21 protein-coding genes, 2 tRNA genes, 1 pseudogene and 1 riboswitch are annotated in these 18,417 nt (G+C 55.1%); of the genes and pseudogenes, 9 read left to right on the top strand and 15 right to left on the bottom strand.

Features of this window, described 5'->3' with window-relative positions; translation table 11 throughout:
- Positions 1-9: 9 nt before the first annotated feature.
- Positions 10-468: a methylglyoxal synthase gene (gene mgsA / locus INF61_RS03535; RefSeq protein ID WP_003858146.1), complete on the bottom strand. Its 459-nt coding sequence runs from the start codon at positions 466-468 to the stop codon at positions 10-12.
- 80 nt (positions 469-548) lie between these two features.
- Entirely contained in the window at positions 549-1,211 is a 663-nt protein-coding gene (locus tag INF61_RS03540; RefSeq protein WP_045344706.1) for a DUF2057 family protein, read from the bottom strand.
- Positions 1,212-1,382: 171 nt separating this feature from the next.
- Between INF61_RS03540 and INF61_RS03545 the strand changes: the two genes are divergently transcribed.
- Complete coding sequence (locus tag INF61_RS03545) at positions 1,383-1,796, top strand: CoA-binding protein (protein WP_045344705.1); 414 nt, start codon at positions 1,383-1,385, stop codon at positions 1,794-1,796.
- Between the two features lie 32 nt (positions 1,797-1,828).
- Here INF61_RS03545 and hspQ read toward each other — a convergent pair whose 3' ends face one another.
- On the bottom strand, positions 1,829-2,146 hold the full coding sequence (gene hspQ, locus INF61_RS03550; protein WP_003858136.1) for a heat shock protein HspQ: 318 nt from the start codon (positions 2,144-2,146) through the stop codon (positions 1,829-1,831).
- 60 nt (positions 2,147-2,206) lie between these two features.
- Positions 2,207-3,397 (bottom strand): 23S rRNA (cytosine(1962)-C(5))-methyltransferase RlmI, encoded by a 1,191-nt coding sequence (gene rlmI, locus INF61_RS03555; RefSeq protein WP_015570890.1) that lies wholly within the window; start codon positions 3,395-3,397, stop codon positions 2,207-2,209.
- A gap of 93 nt (positions 3,398-3,490) precedes the next feature.
- Between rlmI and yccX the strand changes: the two genes are divergently transcribed.
- Positions 3,491-3,772 (top strand): acylphosphatase, encoded by a 282-nt coding sequence (yccX, locus tag INF61_RS03560; protein ID WP_023296278.1) that lies wholly within the window; start codon positions 3,491-3,493, stop codon positions 3,770-3,772.
- Here yccX and tusE read toward each other — a convergent pair.
- Both tusE and yccA read right to left on the bottom strand, forming a co-directional pair.
- Entirely contained in the window at positions 3,769-4,098 is a 330-nt protein-coding gene (gene tusE, locus INF61_RS03565; protein WP_003858129.1) for a sulfurtransferase TusE, read from the bottom strand. The two genes, yccX and tusE, sit on opposite strands and share 4 nt — an antisense overlap.
- 88 nt (positions 4,099-4,186) lie before the next feature.
- Positions 4,187-4,846 carry an FtsH protease modulator YccA gene (gene yccA / locus INF61_RS03570; protein WP_003858127.1) on the bottom strand — a complete coding sequence of 220 codons (660 nt, stop codon included), beginning with the start codon at positions 4,844-4,846 and terminating at the stop codon, positions 4,187-4,189.
- A 270-nt stretch (positions 4,847-5,116) separates the two neighbouring features.
- Here yccA and INF61_RS03575 point away from each other — a divergent pair, with 270 nt between their 5' ends.
- Positions 5,117-6,745 carry an ABC transporter substrate-binding protein gene (locus tag INF61_RS03575; protein WP_193547528.1) on the top strand — a complete coding sequence of 543 codons (1,629 nt, stop codon included), beginning with the start codon at positions 5,117-5,119 and terminating at the stop codon, positions 6,743-6,745.
- Between the two features lie 144 nt (positions 6,746-6,889).
- A tRNA-Ser gene (locus tag INF61_RS03580) sits at positions 6,890-6,977 on the top strand.
- Positions 6,978-7,037: 60 nt separating this feature from the next.
- On the opposite strand, the gene INF61_RS03585 is transcribed toward INF61_RS03580, so the two are convergent.
- From INF61_RS03585 to INF61_RS03595, 3 genes are read right to left on the bottom strand one after another with little or no spacing between them, the layout of a single operon-like run.
- Positions 7,038-7,799, bottom strand: a complete 762-nt coding sequence (locus INF61_RS03585) for an ABC transporter ATP-binding protein (protein WP_032671209.1) — start codon at positions 7,797-7,799, stop codon at positions 7,038-7,040.
- Positions 7,796-8,827: an iron ABC transporter permease gene (locus tag INF61_RS03590; RefSeq protein ID WP_017384785.1), complete on the bottom strand. Its 1,032-nt coding sequence runs from the start codon at positions 8,825-8,827 to the stop codon at positions 7,796-7,798. The genes INF61_RS03585 and INF61_RS03590 overlap by 4 nt, the downstream gene beginning before the upstream one ends.
- Positions 8,824-9,831, bottom strand: a complete 1,008-nt coding sequence (locus tag INF61_RS03595; protein WP_193547529.1) for an ABC transporter substrate-binding protein — start codon at positions 9,829-9,831, stop codon at positions 8,824-8,826. The genes INF61_RS03590 and INF61_RS03595 overlap by 4 nt, the downstream gene beginning before the upstream one ends.
- Positions 9,832-10,004: 173 nt before the next feature.
- Here INF61_RS03595 and INF61_RS03600 point away from each other — a divergent pair, with 173 nt between their 5' ends.
- Entirely contained in the window at positions 10,005-11,618 is a 1,614-nt protein-coding gene (locus INF61_RS03600; RefSeq protein WP_193547530.1) for a mechanosensitive ion channel domain-containing protein, read from the top strand.
- A 39-nt stretch (positions 11,619-11,657) separates the two neighbouring features.
- On the opposite strand, the gene INF61_RS03605 is transcribed toward INF61_RS03600, so the two are convergent.
- Positions 11,658-12,176, bottom strand: a complete 519-nt coding sequence (locus tag INF61_RS03605) for a LuxR C-terminal-related transcriptional regulator (protein WP_086524390.1) — start codon at positions 12,174-12,176, stop codon at positions 11,658-11,660.
- A 254-nt stretch (positions 12,177-12,430) separates the two neighbouring features.
- On the opposite strand from INF61_RS03605, the gene INF61_RS03610 reads away from it, so the two are divergent.
- A tRNA-Ser gene (locus INF61_RS03610) sits at positions 12,431-12,518 on the top strand.
- Positions 12,519-12,560: 42 nt separating this feature from the next.
- Here the strand turns inward: INF61_RS03610 and INF61_RS03615 are convergent.
- Positions 12,561-13,562 carry a magnesium transporter gene (locus tag INF61_RS03615; protein WP_015570882.1) on the bottom strand — a complete coding sequence of 334 codons (1,002 nt, stop codon included), beginning with the start codon at positions 13,560-13,562 and terminating at the stop codon, positions 12,561-12,563.
- Positions 13,563-13,622: 60 nt separating this feature from the next.
- Positions 13,623-13,792, bottom strand: a riboswitch (M-box (ykoK) riboswitch).
- A 159-nt stretch (positions 13,793-13,951) separates the two neighbouring features.
- Between INF61_RS03615 and INF61_RS03620 the strand changes: the two genes are divergently transcribed.
- Entirely contained in the window at positions 13,952-14,455 is a 504-nt protein-coding gene (locus tag INF61_RS03620; RefSeq protein WP_193547531.1) for a DedA family protein, read from the top strand.
- Between the two features lies 1 nt (position 14,456).
- On the opposite strand, the gene INF61_RS03625 is transcribed toward INF61_RS03620, so the two are convergent.
- Positions 14,457-15,206 carry an SDR family oxidoreductase gene (locus INF61_RS03625; protein WP_015570880.1) on the bottom strand — a complete coding sequence of 250 codons (750 nt, stop codon included), beginning with the start codon at positions 15,204-15,206 and terminating at the stop codon, positions 14,457-14,459.
- A 100-nt stretch (positions 15,207-15,306) separates the two neighbouring features.
- Between INF61_RS03625 and INF61_RS03630 the strand changes: the two genes are divergently transcribed.
- Positions 15,307-15,666: a helix-turn-helix domain-containing protein gene (locus tag INF61_RS03630; RefSeq protein WP_017384779.1), complete on the top strand. Its 360-nt coding sequence runs from the start codon at positions 15,307-15,309 to the stop codon at positions 15,664-15,666.
- 66 nt (positions 15,667-15,732) lie between these two features.
- Here INF61_RS03630 and INF61_RS22800 read toward each other — a convergent pair.
- A pseudogene (locus INF61_RS22800) lies at positions 15,733-15,840 on the bottom strand (winged helix-turn-helix transcriptional regulator); the annotation flags it as partial.
- 152 nt (positions 15,841-15,992) lie between these two features.
- On the opposite strand from INF61_RS22800, the gene agp reads away from it, so the two are divergent.
- Positions 15,993-17,234 (top strand): bifunctional glucose-1-phosphatase/inositol phosphatase, encoded by a 1,242-nt coding sequence (gene agp / locus INF61_RS03640; RefSeq protein WP_192969376.1) that lies wholly within the window; start codon positions 15,993-15,995, stop codon positions 17,232-17,234.
- Positions 17,235-17,266: 32 nt separating this feature from the next.
- On the opposite strand, the gene INF61_RS03645 is transcribed toward agp, so the two are convergent.
- Both INF61_RS03645 and wrbA read right to left on the bottom strand, forming a co-directional pair.
- The gene (locus INF61_RS03645) at positions 17,267-17,494 is read right to left on the bottom strand and encodes a YccJ family protein (RefSeq protein WP_006809324.1); all 228 of its coding nucleotides are present in this window, start codon (positions 17,492-17,494) and stop codon (positions 17,267-17,269) included.
- Between the two features lie 18 nt (positions 17,495-17,512).
- Positions 17,513-18,109 carry an NAD(P)H:quinone oxidoreductase gene (wrbA, locus tag INF61_RS03650; protein ID WP_033487263.1) on the bottom strand — a complete coding sequence of 199 codons (597 nt, stop codon included), beginning with the start codon at positions 18,107-18,109 and terminating at the stop codon, positions 17,513-17,515.
- Between the last annotated feature and the right edge of the window lie 308 nt (positions 18,110-18,417).

Consider the following 18,417-nt stretch of genomic DNA (forward strand, 5'->3'; position numbering starts at 1 on the left):
GGCAAAAAACTACTTCAGTCTCTCCGCAAGATAACGCTGATAATCCGGGATCAAAATCTCCACCGGATCGTTAAACTGCGGCGATTCAATGATGAAATCTGCCGTTGAAAGATTGGTGGCTACCGGAATGTTCCACACCGTCGCCAGACGCAGCAGCGCTTTAACGTCCGGATCATGCGGAACCGCGTTCAGCGGATCCCAGAAGAAAATCAGAACGTCAATTTTACCTTCTGAAATCTGAGCACCTACCTGCTGGTCACCCCCCATCGGGCCGCTCAGCATGGCATTCACTTCCAGACCGGTTTCGCGGTGGATCAGGTTGCCGGTTGTTCCCGTGGCAGAAAGGGCATGATGCTGTAAAAGAGGCTGATGGCGACGAACCCAGTTAAGCAGCATTTGTTTACAGTGATCGTGCGCAACCAGAGCAATGTGCTTGCGCGCCGGAAGTGTGCGTGTTGTCAGTTCCATAATCTTATCCGTGAGGTTACCTCGCTACACGATGACGGGAACTGGCTGATGCTGCAAGAGAAAGGACGAAAAAATGTGGCTTACGACGAAGGTTGTTGCTTCGCCCATTGCAGAAAACGGGCGCGCGTGTCCGGATCGGCATTCTGGAACCAGAACTTGAGGCGTTGCTCAGTAAGGGTCTGCGACTGAGGGGGGAGTACATCCAGCTCCGATACGCCCGAAAGCAGGGTACTGTCATCCGCCATCATGGTGGCGAACTGGGGCAGCGAGGCGCGCCTGCTGGCCCTGTTGTAGGTCTCGGTGTCCGCTTCATAGTCTGTTCCCTTTGACCTTTTTGTCAGCGCCAGAATATCCAGTTTTACCGGGATGGGCATGGAGTCCCCGTCCACCAGTTCAATGCGCGGCGAGGCATCAAATGCCAGTGACTCCTTTTCTGTCTCAAGGCGCGGGAGACGAAAATTGACCTGGCTGATAAGCTGGGTATTAAAGCTGGCCACCAGCGGAGGAGAAATGTACACCTGCTGTTCGTTGTCGGCGAGGCGAATGGTCTTTTCCACCCGAAAAACCACCTGATGAGGGCCGTTATCCAGCTCGATACTGTCTGCACCCCGCAGCAGGGAGCTGGAGACTTTTTTCCCGTCCAGCACCAGCAGGTCAATGTCGGTTGAGAGTCTGAGGGTGGTTGCGAAAACACAAACCGGCATGATTAACGCAACCATAGCCCAGGCAATGCCGGTTTTCATAGCAGACTCCTGTAGACAAACTACCCGGTAAGAATGTATCAAAAGTTTTCGACAAACACGTTTACTAACATATAGACATATTCTGCCGTTTTGCCCTCATACTTCTGTATGGGATGCGTGGTTGAGATGTCCGCTTTGACGTACACTTTGAAAAAAGCCAGGAGGAAGAGCATGAAAGAGAACGACATTGTCGAGATTCTGACGTCCACGCGCACTATCGCGCTGGTCGGCGCGAGCGATAAACCGGATCGCCCAAGCTATCGGGTCATGAAATACCTTCTGGATCAGGGTTATCACGTGATCCCGGTCTCGCCGAAGGTGGCGGGGAAAACGCTGCTGGGCCAGCATGGCTATGCGACGCTCGCGGACGTGCCGGAAAAGGTGGATATGGTGGACGTTTTTCGTAATTCAGAGGCGGCCTGGGGCGTGGCGCAGGAGGCGATTGCCATCGGCGCGAAAACGCTGTGGATGCAGCTGGGCGTGATTAATGAGCAGGCGGCCGTGCTGGCGCGCGATGCCGGGCTGAAGGTGGTGATGGATCGCTGTCCGGCAATCGATATTCCCCGTCTGGGGCTGGCAAAATAAAAAAAGCCCGTTTGACGGGCTTTTTTACACCTTCAGTTGCGCAGTCTTGGTGCCTGTAACTGTTTGCGGATGGTCTGAGCAAGCTCGTCCATAGTGGGTTGTTCCGGATGCTCATCCTGTAGTTCACCACTCAGCTGCGCTTCGGCAAGATAGGTATGGACAGGCTGACCATCGTCGCCCTCCATAACCACATGATACCAGGGCGCGGCGCGAAGCTCTGCGTCAACGGCCAGATCGTCTGCTGACGGTTCATCAAGGGAATACTCCGGGTCGATATCCACGACCACACCCAAATATCCAAGCAAGGTGTGGCGGACCTGCTGGCCGATACCGAATTTGCTGGCAATCATAGTCACCTCCCGGGAAACATTACATACACACTATGTGCGGGCAATATTTCTCTTTTCAAGTTACATGACGCGACAGGCAAACCCTTTCAGATACAGCCCTTCCGGGTAGGTAGCGATCACCGGGTGATCGGCGGCCTGACGGAACTGCTCTATAAATTGTACATCACGACCCGCATCTATTGCGGCATCGGCGATGATTTTTTGGAATAAATCTGTCGTCATCAGGCCAGAGCAGGAGAATGTCAGCAGCACGCCGCCCGGGTTCAGCAGCTGGATCGCCAGCATGTTGATGTCTTTATAGCCACGGCAGGCGCCCATCAGCTGGCTTTTGTTTTCAACAAACTTCGGCGGGTCCATCACGATGACGTCAAATTTCTCGCCCTGGTCGCGGTATTTACGCAGCAGTTTGAATACGTCGTCGCGCACAAACTCCGCTTTGCTCAGATCCAGCTTATTCAGCTCAACGTTCTGCTTCGCCACGTCCAGCGCTTCCTGTGAGGTGTCGACGCTCACCACCTGAGCACAGCCGCCCATCAGGGCAGAGACCGCAAAGCCGCCGGTATAAGAGAAGCAGTTCAGCACGCGTTTATCGGCAACGTACTGGCGCGTTGCCAGACGGCTGTCACGCTGGTCGAGGTAATAACCGGTCTTATGGCCGCCCTGGATATCCACCAGCAGCTTCATGCCATGCTCTTCAATAGGCAGCAGGGCAGGCGGCAGTTCGCCGGTGACCGGGCCTTGCGTCAGCTCCATGCCCTCTTTTTTACGTACCGCCACGTCGCTGCGGTCGTAAATGGCACATTCCGGGAACAGGGTTTGCAGGGCGCTAATCAGCGCGGCACGCTGGTATTCCGCCCCGGCGCTCAGCAGCTGCAACACCAGAAAATTGCCGAAGCGGTCAATGGTCACGCCCGGCAGCCCGTCGGACTCTCCGGCAATCAGACGATAGCTGTCCAGCCCGTCACGCTTTGCCAGCCACTCGCGCCACTGCTGCGCCTGTTGCAAACGACGGACAAAGAAGTCGATATCGATGGTTTCTTCTTTATCGAACGTCCAGACGCGCGCGCGGATCTGAGATGCTGGCGAGTATGCGCCGCGTGCTAACCATTTCCCCTGATGGTCAACAATATCGATGGTTTCACCGAGGCTGGCTTTACCTTCCATGCGGGCAACCGCGCCGGAAAAGACCCAGGGATGACGGCGCAGTAATGACTTCTCGCGCCCTTTGGCTAACACTAAACGTACACTCATAATTTGCTATTCTGTCGATTCGAATGAAATGGCCGCCATTTTCCCGACTTCAGTGAGGAAATGCAACGCGCCAGTCGGATAAGGAGAAGGATGATGTCAAATGTTTGCACCATTGCCTGGGTTCATGGCCTTGTACAGGGCGTCGGATTCCGCTACAGCACCCAGCGCGAAGCCCTTCAGCTCGGGCTGACAGGGTATGCGCGTAACATGGATGATGGCAGCGTGGAGGTTGTGGCCTGCGGTGAGGCGGATCGGGTTGAGAAGCTGGTGGCGTGGCTGAAAGCGGGCGGACCGCGCAGCGCGCGGGTTGATAAGGTGCTAACGGAACCGCATCAACCCGACCGGGAATACGCTAACTTCAGTATTCGCTATTAAATGCATTTTACCGGCTTTGGCAGGCCGGCGATTTTAGTCGCCTGTTTAGCCGGGCCTTTCGGAAACAGGCGATACAGATAACGGCTGTTGCCTTTCTCTTCGCCAAATTTATTCGCCATGGCTTTGACCAGCATGCGGATAGCCGGCGAGGTGTTGAATTCAAGGTAAAATTCTCGCACGAAGCGCACCACTTCCCAGTGTTCCGGGGAGAGGGTGATTCCTTCGTTTTCCGCAATTTTCTCCGCCAGCGCTTCGCTCCACTGGCTGCTCTCTTTCAGATAACCGTCGTTATCGGTTTCGATCTCTTTGCCTTCAAAACTCAACATATTCATTCACACGTTAGTCAAAAACCGCCTCAGTCTACCAAAAAAACAAAGCCCCGCATAAGCGGGGCCCTGTTCACAGCACGGTGAGTTAATCGCGGCTGGCGAAGCCCAGGATGCTCAGCAGGCTGACAAAAATGTTGTACAGCGACACATACAGGCTCACAGTGGCGCGGATATAGTTCGTCTCACCGCCGTGAATGATGTTGCTGGTTTCATACAGGATTGCGCCGGATGAAATCAGGATAAACACCGCGCTGATTGCCAGATGCAGCGCAGGCAATTGCAGGAAGATGTTCGCCAGCATACCGACCAGCACAATCACGATACCTGCCATCAGCATACCGCCAAGGAAGGACATGTCCTTACGGGTGGTCAGCACGTAGGCCGAGCAGCAGAAGAACACCAGCGCGGTACCGCCCAGCGCCATACCAATCACGTCGCCCATTCCGGCAGACAGATAGGCATTCAGGATTGGCCCCAGAATGTAGCCCAGGAAGCCGGTAAAGGCGAACGCGGAGAGAATACCCACCGGTTTATCCGCGGTTTTGTAGGTCAGGAACATCAGACCGTACATACCCACCAGCGTGAGGATCAGGCCCGGAGAAGGCAGCATCAGTACGGTGCTGGCCGTCGCGGTGATCGCCGAAAACGCCAGCGTCAGGCTGAGCATGAAATAGGTATTGCGCAGCACCTTATGGGTGCTGAGTAGCGATGTGCGGTCGCGTGAAGAAGTAATTATACGATCCATGAGTCACTCTCTTATGACAGATGTAATTAGCGCAAAGAATAGGAAACGGCGCGGCAGACGCAAAGTGGTTTTACCCATCTTTACTCAGCCCCTTAGGGATTATGCTGGTTTTTTATTCTGGCAAAGCCTTTGTACTCAGAATGAAGTGCGGTTTGTAGGGCGTATTCAGATCAACCTCTTATAGGTCACTGAAAAATATTGCGTTATTTCCCTAAGGCCGCTAAGAGTTATTTCCGGATCGTCATAAAAACAGACAATAAGGCGAAGGAAATGAAACCACAAACACGCACGCACTTTACACTCTCTTTGTTAACCGCAGGGATCCTGTGCGCCAGCACGGCAACCTGGGCGGCTAACGTGCCGGCAGGAACCCAGCTGGCAGATAAGCAGGAACTGGTCAGGAACAACGGCAGTGAACCCGCCTCGCTCGACCCGCATAAAGTCGAAAGCGATGTCGAATTCAATATTATCAGCGATTTATTCGACGGGCTGGTCAGCGTCTCTCCGGCAGGTGAAATCCAGCCGCGCCTGGCGGAGAAATGGGAAAATAAAGACAACACCGTCTGGACGTTCCATCTGCGTCCGGGCATTACCTGGAGCGATGGAACCCCCATCACCGCGGAAGATATTGTCTGGAGCTGGCAGCGACTGGTCGACCCGAAAACCGCCTCTCCGTATGCCAGCTATCCCGGCAGTATGCGTATCGTCAACGGCACTGATATCGCAGAAGGCAAAAAAGCGCCCGAGTCGCTGGGGGTGAAAGCCATCAATGACAGCAAGCTGGAAGTGACGCTCACGCAACCCAACGCCGCTTTCCTGGCGATGCTGGCTCACCCGTCTCTGGTGCCGATAGATAAAGTCCTGGTGGGCCGTTTCGGTGATAAGTGGACCAAACCGGAGCACTTTGTCAGCAGCGGGGCCTATAAACTGTCACAGTGGGTGGTTAACGAACGCATTGTGGCGGTGCGTAACCCGAAATACTGGGATAATGAACATACCGTCATCAACAAGGTGACCTATCTGCCCATTTCCTCTGAAGCTGCTGACGTCAACCGCTACAAAGCGGGCGAAATCGACATTGTTTACACGGTGCCGATCAACCAGTTTGCTCAGCTGAAGAAAACGCTGGGGAGCGAGCTGGACGTTTCACCGCAGCTTGCCACCTATTATTATCAGTTCAACACCACCCGGCCGCCGTTCAACGACGCCCGCGTGCGCAAGGCGCTGAACCTGGCGCTGGATAAAGACATCATCGCCGGGAAAGTATTAGGGCAGGGCCAGCGCCCGGCATGGCTGATCAGCCAGCCGGATATTGGCGGCGTCAAGCTCCAGAACCCGGATTACGCCAGCTGGCCGATGGATAAACGCATTGCCGAGGCGAAAAAGCTGCTGGCCGAAGCCGGATTTAACGACAGCCATCCGCTCAGCTTTAATCTCCTCTATAACACCTCGGAATCGCACCAGCGTATTGCCATTGCCGCCAGCTCAATGTGGAAGAAGAACCTCGGCGTGGAGGCGAAGCTGCAAAATCAGGAGTGGAAAACCATGCTTGATACCATGCACACCCATAACTTTGACGCGGTACGCTACGCCTGGATTGCAGATTACGACGATGCGGCAACCTTCCTGAACAACTTCCGTACCGGGGACAGCCAAAACACCACTCAATACAGCAATCCGGACTACGATCGGGCACTGGTGAACGCGGCGAAATCGAAAACGGCGGAGGAGCGCGGTAAATTCTACCAGCAGGCAGAAGATCTGCTGGGACGGGATGTACCGGCGATCCCGGTCTATCATTACGTGCGCACGCACCTGGTGAAACCGTGGGTAGGGGGCTTCACGCCAGACAAGCTCGGGTACTACTACACCAAAGATATGTACATCAAAAAGCACTAACGATCCGCGGTGGATATTATGCTGCCAAAACGGCCAATCTGTCGTCTATTCAACCGATTAAACGCATTTTGGCTATTTTTAAAGCGAACGAATGCGCGCACTCTTTACAGCGCGCGGTGAGGTGTTTATAGTTCGCCTCACTTAGGAAGCGTGGCCGAGCGGTTGAAGGCACCGGTCTTGAAAACCGGCGACCCGAAAGGGTTCTAGAGTTCGAATCTCTACGCTTCCGCCAAATTCGAAACCCCTGCGATAGCAATATCGCAGGGGTTTTTGTTTTTGCGCCAGTCTTCCGTCATGCCACCATGTTGTAGCTTATCGTGATCCCGGCGTCGGCCTTGCAGACCTGAGCTTTTACGCACCAGGTGTCCTCGATGTTTGCCGGCGTCAGAACCGCTTCGGGCGCGCCCGTGGCGGCGATCTGCCCGGCCTTCAGGAGGATCAGACGCTGGCAATAATTGGCCGCAAGATTGAGATCGTGCAGTGCAACCACCACCGTAAGCGGCAGCTGTGAAACGAGCCGCATCAGCTCCAGCTGGTGCTGAATGTCCAGGTGGTTTGTCGGTTCATCGAGCAACAGCACCTGCGGCTGCTGGGCCAGCGCGCGGGCTATCTGGCTTCGCTGGCGCTCTCCGCCAGACAAAGAGTGCCATCGCCGCTGGCGTAAGCGGCATAACTGCATCAGGCCAATCGCCTGCTCAACCGCAGCCTCATCGTCGCGCGAGGTTCTCTGGAATGTTTTCCGGTAGGGCGTACGCCCCAGTCTGACAATGTCCTCAACGGTCAGTTCTCCGTCGACCTCAGCATGTTGCGGGACAAACGCCATGTGCTGCGCGCGTTTTTTCAGCGGCATCATGCCGAGCGTTGTGCCATTAAGCGCCACGCGTTCGCTGAGTCGTGGAAACAGCCCGGCGAGACAGCGCAGCAGCGTCGACTTGCCCGAGCCGTTTGGCCCTAACAGGCCGATAATCTGCCCGGATGGCAGGTCGAGATCGATATCCTTAAGCACCGTCTGCGCTTGTCGGGTTACGGTTAACCCGGCCACAGTAATATTCATGGATGCTCCTTTCGGTTTTGATAAAGCAACGCCACAAAGACGGGGGCGCCTACCAGCGCAGTCACCACCCCGATGGGCAGAACCTGGTGCACAATCAGCGTGCGTGAGACGATATCGGCGAGGATCATAAAGTGGGCGCCGATAAGAAACGTCAGCGGGATAGATAGACGATGGCCCGGCCCACATAGCATGCGCGTTACATGGGGAATGACCAGCCCGACAAACCCCACTGCGCCCGTGGCGCTCACCAGCGTTGCGGTAACAATGGCACAGGTCAGCAATAAGACAATACGCACGGCGGTAACCGGGATCCCCAGCGTGGTGGAGACCTCATCCCCGAAGGTGAAGGTGTCCAGCGCCCGTGAAAAGAGCAATACCACCAGTAAACCCGCCAGCGTAACGGCCAGCGCCAGCAGCGCGTCAGGCCAGCGCACGCCGCTCAGACTCCCCAGCAGCCAGAACATGACGCTACGGGACTGCTCGGCATTGGCGGACGTGCTGACGACGTACGCGGTCATGGCGTTGAAGAGCTGGGTGCCCGCAATACCAGCCAGTAAAATGCGCGACGGGCTTTCGCTCATCCCGTTTGTAATCACCATGATGAGCGCAAAGGCGGCGCACGAGCCGACAAACGCACCGCTGCTCACGCCAATTACGCTCCCCCCGATGCCGAGAAGCATCACGCAGACGGCCCCCAGCGATGCGCCCGCGGAAATCCCCAGCAGATAAGGCTCAGCCAGAGGGTTACGCAGGATCGACTGCAACACCAGCCCGCACAACGCCAGGCCGCCGCCGTTGCACGCGGCCATTACTGCCCGGCTCATGCGATATTGCCAGACGATACCTTCCTCCGTTTGCGGCAACGCATAAGAGGTCAAACCCAGTCCGTTGAGGATCGCTTTCCCGGTACTGGCATACGACACCGGCATATCACCGATACTGGCGGCAAAGACCAGCATCAGCGGCAGCGCCATGGCACCTGCTGCCAGTAAACCCTGCTGGCGGCGGTCAAAAGCGAAATGACTCATTGTTCATCCCGGAAAGTAGCCAGCCGATCGCTGATAAGCTCAACCGCATCGACGTTACGCAATGAAGGGTTTAACGACATCGCTGGCACCACGATGATGTGGTTGTTCCTGACCGCAGGCATGTTCTTTGTCACCGGGTCACTGCGCAAGAACGCTTTTTTTACCTCTACGTCATCGGCAGGGTAGAGCCTGCGGGACATCCCGGCGATAACAATCACGTCCGGCTGCGATCGGGCTATATGTTCCCACGTTACAGAGGGCCATTCGTCGTGAGAGTCAATAATGTTCTTCAACCCCAGCGTGCGGCTGATCCAGCCAGGCGCGCCGTAATTCCCGGCCACCCAGGGATCGCCATTCAGACGGCTGCTGGAGAACCAGAATACAACGCTAAACGGTTTCGCGGAGGCGCGCGCCTGGGCCTTTTTAATACGCTCCGCCAGCGCACGATTGAGCTGCTCACCTCGCGCGGAAACATCAAAAATCGTCGCCAGATCTGTCACTTCCCGTGTAATTTCCGCCAGTGAAAACGGCGCGCTACGTGCTCCGTCTGCGTTTGAGGTTTCCGTTACCGTTTTATCCGTGCAGTCGGCAGGGGAGATCCACGTATTAATCCCCAGCGACGCAAACTGCTCACGGGTTCCCACTTCTCCCTGCGGACCAATGTGCCAGTGATACTGTGCGAGAACGAGTTCAGGTTTCTGCCCTGCCACGGCCTCAAAGGAGGGGGAATTATCCGCAAGCCTGGGGAGGTTTTTCCCGGCATCCTCCAGCGGGGCCGGGAGCTTGCCGAACCAGACTGACGTCGCGGCGATCGTTTTCTCCAGCCCCAGTGCGAGCAGTAATTCTGTTTCATGCTGACCCACGGTCACGACGCGCTGAGGAGCCTGCGTAAAGGTCTGCTTAACGCCGCAATTTTCAATCGTGAGGGGCCAGGTGGTTGCGGCGAAAGCGGCAGGCGCCATGGAGAGCAGTGAAGCCAGAAATAACCCATTTTTAAGTAACATAGAACGCAATCCGAAATTGTTATGTTATAACATAATACATATATTGTGACTGAGAGCAACACGCTCACCGTCGCTTGTTGCAGAAACGAAAGGCTGGACTATTCTCAACATACCCACCTGGCATTCGCGGGTTGCCTGAAAAATAACAAGATTTCTGACCTGGGGTAGTAAGGATGAAAAAGATCCTGCTCGCGTTTGCGTTCTGTTTTGCCGCCCTGAGCGCCTTCTCATCGTATGCCGCAGAGCCCCGCCAGGCGCCTACGGAGCAGGAGCGCGCCCGAACGGTCTACATCTTCCATCAGCCCATCGTCATGCTCCAGGCGAAATTTGGCCTGACCACGCCGGAAGAACGCGTTTTACGCATCCGCAACACCCTGCGCAATTTTACCGAGGCGGATGTGCGTGAGCCGCTCAGCATCGTTCCCGTGACCCGCTATAACCAGCAGGGACGGCTGATAGTGATGAACGGGAAACCTGTGATGCTGCTGACGGAAGGGGATTTGGACGAAGGGGACGATCTTACCCTCGATCAGGCCGCACAGCGCGTGCTGGCGCGCATGGAAGCGCAGAGAATGGCGCTGCGCGATCAATACGATACCGGCTGGCTGGCGCTGTCGACGGTAAAAACTGCCGCTGGCCTGCTGGGGCTGTTGCTGCTCTGCTATGGCGCGTGGCGTTCCTGGCGCTGGTTCCGGCGCGTCTACCGTCGGCGTATTGTGGAGAATCGCAGCCGGGTGCCGCAAAGCTGGCGGCGGTACATTGGCGCAATTGAGATTCGGCTTTACGCCTTGCTGATGTTCCTGCTGGGGTTGATCGGCTTTTACGTCTGGCTGAGCTGGGCATTCAGTCTGTTTCCGTGGACGCGGGTGTGGGGCACGTCGCTGGGAGACTGGACGCTTCGCGTGGTGCAGCAAATCGCCCTGGCGATTGTCTCGGCCTTGCCGGGGCTGACGATTGTGCTGATCATTTTCCTCATTACCGCATTTATTCTGAAGCTTCTCAGGATGGTGCTCAATCAGGTGGAGGCTGGTCGTCTGCAACTTCCCGGCGTACATCCGGAAACCGTGGGGGCTACCCGTAAGCTCATTTCCGTTGCCGTCTGGCTATTTGCTCTCTCCGCCGCCTGGCCGTTTCTTCCCGGTGCAAACTCGCTGGCGTTTAAAGGTATTAGCGTCTTCTTTGGCCTGATGTTAACGCTGGGCTCGGCAGGGGTGATGAACCATGCCATGAGCGGTCTGGTCCTGATTTACTCCCGCGCTCTGCGCAAAGGCGATGTCATTCGGGTGGCGGATAACGAAGGCAAGGTCAGTGAAATTGGCATGCTGGCGACCAAAATTATTACCCGGGAAAATTATGTCGTTACCGTGCCCAACGCGGTGGTGGTGAGCGGTAAGATCACCAATCTGAGCGCGCTACAGCCCGATGGCAGCCTCAATCTGACGGTCAGCGTCACGATCGGTTATGACACCCCATGGCGTCAGGTGCATGCCATGCTGGAGCTGGCCGCGAAACGGGCAAAAGGGATTGACCTTTCCGAGCCGCCGCTGGTACGCCAGTTAGGGTTAATGGACTGGTATATCGCTTACGAATTGCAGGTCCGTCTGCTGCCCGAACAGTCCCTCGCGGTTGCCCGCAATGAACTGCATAGCCAGATACAGGATGTGTTTAACGAATTTAACGTGCAGATCATGTCCCCGAATTTTGTTATGCAGCCAGAGGGCAGCGTAATGGTTGCCAAAGAGAACTGGTATACCGCGCCAGCCAAACCCCCTCAGGTCGAAACGTGACGGCCCGGTTTTTTGTGGCAAGGCAAAATGTTACAGCTTTTAATCGACGATCGCCGATTTTACACGGGTCATCGCCAGAATGTTTTTTGAGCGCATATTTAATTTCTCGAGGATCCTCACGCGGTAGGTGCTGGTCGTTTTTTGTGACAGTTGCAGCTTTTTCGCGATCTCATGGTTTTCCAAATGAAACAGCTTCAGCACGTCATATTCGCGTCGCGTAAAGGAGTGTGTTCTGAGCGCCCGGTAAAAGCGCATCAGCTGCTGAAAAGGGTGAGCAGTAAAATGCATCGACGAATAGATAATATTATCGATTCTCACCGCGCGGTTGGCTTCTATCTCATGCATCAGGACAATGTAATCACGCTTAACTTTTTTGACCTGCCGAATGGTTTTATTGCGTAACTTATCCTGTTCAATCGCAATGATAAAATCCATCGCCTGATCGACCCCATCAAGATTGTGAATATCCGCGTCATCGCGAATCAAATGGGTTGATGTCAGGGAGCTTGATACACCATGGCAAAGGTAATAGTTATCACTGATAAATAAAAAATTCATAATCGTCGTTAAATAAAGTCATGGCTAATCTCTTATCGCAGTGATCTACGGTTAATGGGTGTTGTGCGAAAAAGAGTCTAAATGACCACCCGCGAATCTAATAAACGTTATGAATGTAAAAATAAATGTTTACATTTTAGCCAGTCGATGGCGAAGAAATCAGCGGGACGGAAGGGGAGGACGGAAGACGTGTAATGTTATGCAAATTCGTGCTTTACATCATGCTCAGAGATGTTTATAGTGCGCCTCACTTTGGAAGCGTGGCCGAGCGGTTGAAGGCACCGGTCTTGAAAACCGGCGACCCGAAAGGGTTCTAGAGTTCGAATCTCTACGCTTCCGCCAAATTCGAAAACCCTGCGATAGCAATATCGCAGGGTTTTTTCGTTATTCCAGCCCCAGCGTATACTGCGCGATTTTGAAGTAGATAATCAGCCCGGTGCCGTCGATTAGCGTGGCGATAAACGGTGCGGAGACCACCGCCGGATCGATTTTGCAGCGTTTCAGTACCATCGGGATCACCGACGAGACGATGGCGCTCCACAGCGTAATGCAGACCAGCGTCAGGCTGACGATGAGCGTGATTTCCATCCCAATACCCATCATCCAGGCGCGAACGCAGCCCGCCAGACCCAGCGTGGCGGCAATCATTAACGAGGTGCTGATCTCTTTGCGCAGCACGCGACCCACATCGCGAAGGTGGACTTCACCCAGCGCCATGGCGCGCACCAGCGTCGAGGTGATCTGCGTCCCGCTGTTTCCGCCGGTGCCAATCAGCAGCGGAATAAAGAACGCCAGCGCGATGGCAGATTCCAGCGCCTCTTCAAAATGCTGGATCACCGAACTGGTATACGCTTCCGCAACAAACAGCAGCAGCAGCCAGACGGAGCGTTTCTTCCACAGGCTGAAGGCGCTGGTTTCCAGATAGGGCTTCTCCAGCGGCAGCGTCGCCCCCTGAAGCTGGGCATCTTCAGTAACATCATCTTCCAGCAGATGGGCGATTTCACGCTCGGTAAGGCAGCCCACCAGCTTGCCGTGGGTCACCACCGGCACTACATCCGCACCCGCGTGCGCCAGCAGCCCGGCGACATCCGCCCGCTCATCTTCCGGTTTGAGCTGAATAAAATCCGATATCATCAACCCCTTAACAGGCTGCACGGTGTCCGTGGCCTGCAATAATTTGCGTACGGCGATTAAACCTGCGAGGCGACCGTTATCTTCGATAAAAATATGCGACGGAATATCATCATCTTTTAATTTTTCAAAGAACTGCTCGCGTGCCAGAGCTACGCATAATGAAATATCGATAACGATAAAATCGGTATTCATATATTGCGCGATGGCGCTGTCATTAAAAGCCAGGTTTTGGTTGTGAATAGCGTAAGACATAGTAAATTCCCTTTGAATAATAAAATCTCTCAGGGGCGAGCAAGACAGGGCATGTCGGAAAGGAGATCCCCACGTCCTGGGTTCAGCACTGTACACCGTATCCCACAAGGGAAGTTATACTGACAAAGCCTTGATTCGACAGTGCCTGTTTTACCCTGTGCCGGTTCTCTCGAACCCACCAGAGCGATAACGTGTATTTGTACAGGAGCCTCGCCATAACGAGATCGTTGTAAAACGAGAGGGATAATACGCCTGTTTAAATTTAGTGCTCAGAAAATTAAATAATGTTTAAGAACGGTTTAGGTAAATCTTATTAATAAAATGTTGAGGGTTTATTTAAGGTTATTCATTTTAAATGGAGAATTAAATTATTAACGGTGGAGGGGAAAATGGCATGGGTTGATAACCTGCTGAATCATTTTGCGCTGTATCCGGCACATCTGTTTGTGCTGTTATTCGTGATGGTGCTGAGCAAATCGACGGTGCTGATCTCCTCCGTGCTGCCGCCTGCGTCGGTGATGCTGCTGGCGGGTATTACCGTCAGCCAGGGGAGCATGCATCCTGCGCTGACGTGGCTCGCCGTAGTGATGGGGGCAACGGCAGGTTCGATGCTGAATTACCATATCGGCCAACTGATGGGGCATACCCGGATGGTCACGCGCTTCACCTCAAAGCATGCCAATAAGTTCCTGCGGGTCCAGCATCAGTTGCAAAAGAACGGGGTCATCGTGCTTTTTACGTCGCGCTTCCTGGCGGTATTGCGTTACATCGTCCCGCTGGCGGCCGGGATGCTCAGGCTGAACGCCGTCAAGGTCTACGCCGTCAGCCTGCTTTCCGCCTGTGCGTGGGCGGCGCTGTATGTCGGCGCGGTCACCGGCATCAGCGCCTTTTGAATTACAGGCTCCCCATTCCGCCGTCCACCAGCAGTTCCGTTCCCACCGTGTAGCTCGACTCGTCGGAGGCCAGATAAAGCGCGGCTTTTGCCAGCTCGGTCGTCGAGCCCATTCTGCCCAGCGGCACCAGCTTAATGACCTCTGCCATCATCGCGTTAAGCGCCTCGTCGCTTAAGCCCGTTTTCGTAAACGCCGGGGTTTCCACCGGACCGGGACTCAGACCGTTGACGCGGATCCCGCGCGGCAGCAGCTCCGCCGACAGTGTACGCGCCAGCGACAGCAGGGCGGCCTTGCTCGCGGCATACGCGCTGCTGGTGGGCAGGCCGATGCGCGCGCTCACGGAGCCGCAGAGGATCACCGAGGATGGGTTATTCAGCAGCGGCAGCAGCGCCTGAATTAAAAAGAACGGTCCCTTCAGGTTGATGTTCATCAGACGGTCCCAGGCCTCTTCCTGCCAGACTTCCAGCGGCGCGTGCGTTACGTCTCCGGCGTTGAGAAAGACCGCATCCAGGCGTGGCCAGCGGGCGGTGAGGGTCTCCGCCAGCGCTTTTTGCGACGAAATATCGCCTGCGTCGGTTGGGATCACCCAGGCCTTATCGCCCAGAATGCGCTCTGCTTCGGCGAGGGTATCCGGGTTGCGTCCGGTCACGGCGACGCGCGCCCCTTCGGCGATAAACGCCTGCGCGGTGGCGAGACCGATACCGCTGGTGCCGCCGGTAATCAACGTATACTTATCGGTTAAACGACCCATGTTCTTCTCCTGAAATGTCTCTGGAGAAAGCACTATAGAAACGTTAGTATCGAAAGGAAACCAGGTACCAAATGGATACTAACGAGGCAAGAGGTGTGAAATGGCAGAGCTGCTGGAAGCGTGCTGCGAAAAAAAATCTGAGGCGTATACCTGCCCGATGACGCAGTTTGTGAATCTGATTTCCGGTAAGTGGGCGATCCCCATTCTCTATCGCCTGATTGTGTTCAATACGCCCGTTCGCTTTGGCGATCTGCTGCGGGCCGCTGCCCCTATCACCCAGAAAGAGCTGACAAAGCAGCTGCGCCTGTTTGAGCAGCGCGGGCTGGTGACGCGAACGGTCTACCCGGAGATCCCGCCGCGCGTGGAGTATCAGATCACCGAGCTGGGGCTAACCCTTCAGGACGCACTCTCGCCGCTGGCCGCCTGGATGAGCGAATACGGCGACCAGCTTCAGCGTTAGGCTACTGTTTTACGTAGCGCGGATCCCCGCTTCATCGGTGAGATAGGCCACCAGAATATCGACTGCGACCCCGTAGCGCGCGTCGCGAACAATCAGCAGCGACCACCAGTCGCCGATAATATCCAGCGAACGGGCGACGGGGCAGGTGCTCTCTTCAAGGCGGGTACGTTTCACAGCGAATTCTCCGGTGGGGTATGGTTTTTTTATAAAACTCATCGGCACACGCCGTAAGCACGTTAATCATCAGTTTGAGAAATGCTTCCCGAAAAACCTGTCACGGATCTGTCACACTCAGGGCGACATTAAAAACGTGTGAGGAATTAGGGATGAGAAAAGCACTACTCGCAGTTGCCGTGGCAGGTACCCTTTCCGTGACCTTTGGCGCACAGGCGCAGGACACGCCGGACGGCTATCAGCTGGAACAGGTGCTCATCATGAGCCGCCACAACCTGCGCGCGCCGCTTGCCAATAACGGCAGCGTGCTGGAGCAGTCCACGCCGAAGCAGTGGCCGGAGTGGGACGTCCCGGGTGGACAGCTCACCACCAAAGGCGGCGTACTGGAAGTGTATATGGGTCACTATATGCGCGAGTGGCTGGCAGAGCAGGGGATGGTGAAGACGGGTGAATGCCCGCCAGCGGATGCCGTCTATGCCTACGCCAACAGCCTCCAGCGCACCGTGGCGACCGCGCAGTTCTTTATCACCGGCGCGTTCCCCGGGTGCGATGTTCCTGTGCATCACCAGGAAAAAATGGGCACCATGGACCCCACCTTCAATCCGGTCATTACCGATAACTCCCCTGAGTTTCGCGAGAAAGCGCTGAAAGCGATGGAGACGGAACGGCAGAAAATGCAGCTGGATGAAAGCTACAAACTGCTGGAACAGCTGACAAACTACAGCGACTCGCCGTCCTGCAAGGAGAAAAAAGTCTGCTCCCTGACGGAGGCGAAAGATACGTTCAGCGCCGATTATGAAAAAGAGCCGGGCGTCTCCGGGCCGCTGAAGGTGGGTAACTCGCTGGTGGATGCGTTCACGCTACAGTATTACGAAGGCTTCCCGACAGACCTGGTGGCCTGGGGGGAAATCAAAACCGATCAGCAGTGGCGCGTGCTGTCGAAGCTGAAAAACGGCTATCAGGACTCGCTGTTTACGTCGACGGAGGTGGCGCAGAACGTGGCTAAACCGCTGGTGAAGTACATTGATAAAGCGCTGGTGACCGACCAGGCAAAAGCGCCAAAAATCACCCTGCTGGTGGGGCACGACTCTAACATCGCCTCGCTGCTGACCGCGCTGGACTTCAGGCCTTATCAGCTGCACGACCAGCAGGAAAGAACCCCGATTGGTGGTAAAATTGTCTTCCAGCGCTGGCATGACAAAAACACTAATCAGGAGCTGATGAAAATTGAGTATGTCTACCAGAGTTCAGAGCAACTGCGTAACGCCAGCGTACTGTCGCTGCAATCCCCTGCGCAGCGCGTGACGCTGGAACTGAAGGGCTGTCCGGTGGATGGCAACGGCTTCTGTCCTGTCGATAAATTCAATGCGGTGATGAACAACGCGGCGAAATAGAAGATAACCCCCCGCGCGGGCGGGGGGAACGTTCAGACGTTTTTACGTTCGATGGTTTGCTCGCCCCAGAACAGCGAATCTTTGTCGGTTTTTTCAAAGGCGCGAACCAGTACTTCATCGTTGCCTTCTTCCCAAATCTGCTCAGCCAGCTTTTCGTCATAATTGGCGACTTCAAAGATGGCTTCGGCAATCTCCGGAGAGGTATTGCGTAAACTTGCCCATTCGCCCACGTGGTGAGCTTTGGATTCTTGAGTTGGCATACTTGTCCTCCTGTTGGGTTAGCCGTTCAGTTTTTTGGCAAGACCCGCGACGTATTCACCCTGATAGCGGGCGATTGAAAGTTCTTCATTGCTTGGCTGACGTGAACCATCGCCACCGGCAATGGTGGTCGCACCATACGGTGTCCCGCCACGAACCTGGGAAACATCGAACAGTTCCTGCGCGCCGTAGCCAATCGGCACAATCACCATCCCATGATGGGCAAGAGTAGTCCAGGTGGAGGTGATCGTCTGCTCCTGGCCGCCGCCCGTGCCAGTAGAGCTGAACACGCTGGCCAGCTTGCCGTATAACGCGCCGGAGGCCCAGAGCCCGCCCGTCTGGTCGAGGAAGGTGCGCATCTGGCCGGACATATTGCCGAAGCGGGTCGGGGTGCCGAAGATAATGGCATCATAGTCCGCGAGCTCCTGCGGGGTGGCGACCGGGGCGTTTTGTGTTTTCCCCCCGGCTTTGGAGAAGGCTTCCGCCTGCATGGTTTCCGGTACGCGTTTAACCACGACCTCAACGCCGTCTACTCTGTTTGCGCCTTCTGCTACTGCGTGAGCCATGGTTTCAATGTGTCCATACATGGAATAATAGAGCACCAGAACTTTTGCCATTTTGCATCACTCCTCGTTGGTTTTTCTTACAGCGGATCGCTGCGTTCCTTTAAAGATATGACATCACAGCCAGACTGCAAAAATGAACGGCATTTCTTTGATATATAACAATATCTTTTGGTTACGCGCCTTGTAGCAAAATGAAACAACTTTCGCGGCGCGGATTTTTCAAAATATAAGAATGGCTTATGAATAACTTCCCCGATATTTCATACGAAAGGCTGAGATCATGTTGCAGAATATTACCTCTCGCTTGCCGGATAGCCGCATTACACTAAGCTTAGTTTCACGCGGCACAGATAAAGGCA

It is taken from the genome of Enterobacter cloacae complex sp. P18RS, from assembly GCF_014982105.1.
In the GTDB taxonomy this organism is placed as follows: Bacteria; Pseudomonadota; Gammaproteobacteria; order Enterobacterales; family Enterobacteriaceae; genus Enterobacter; species Enterobacter hormaechei_C.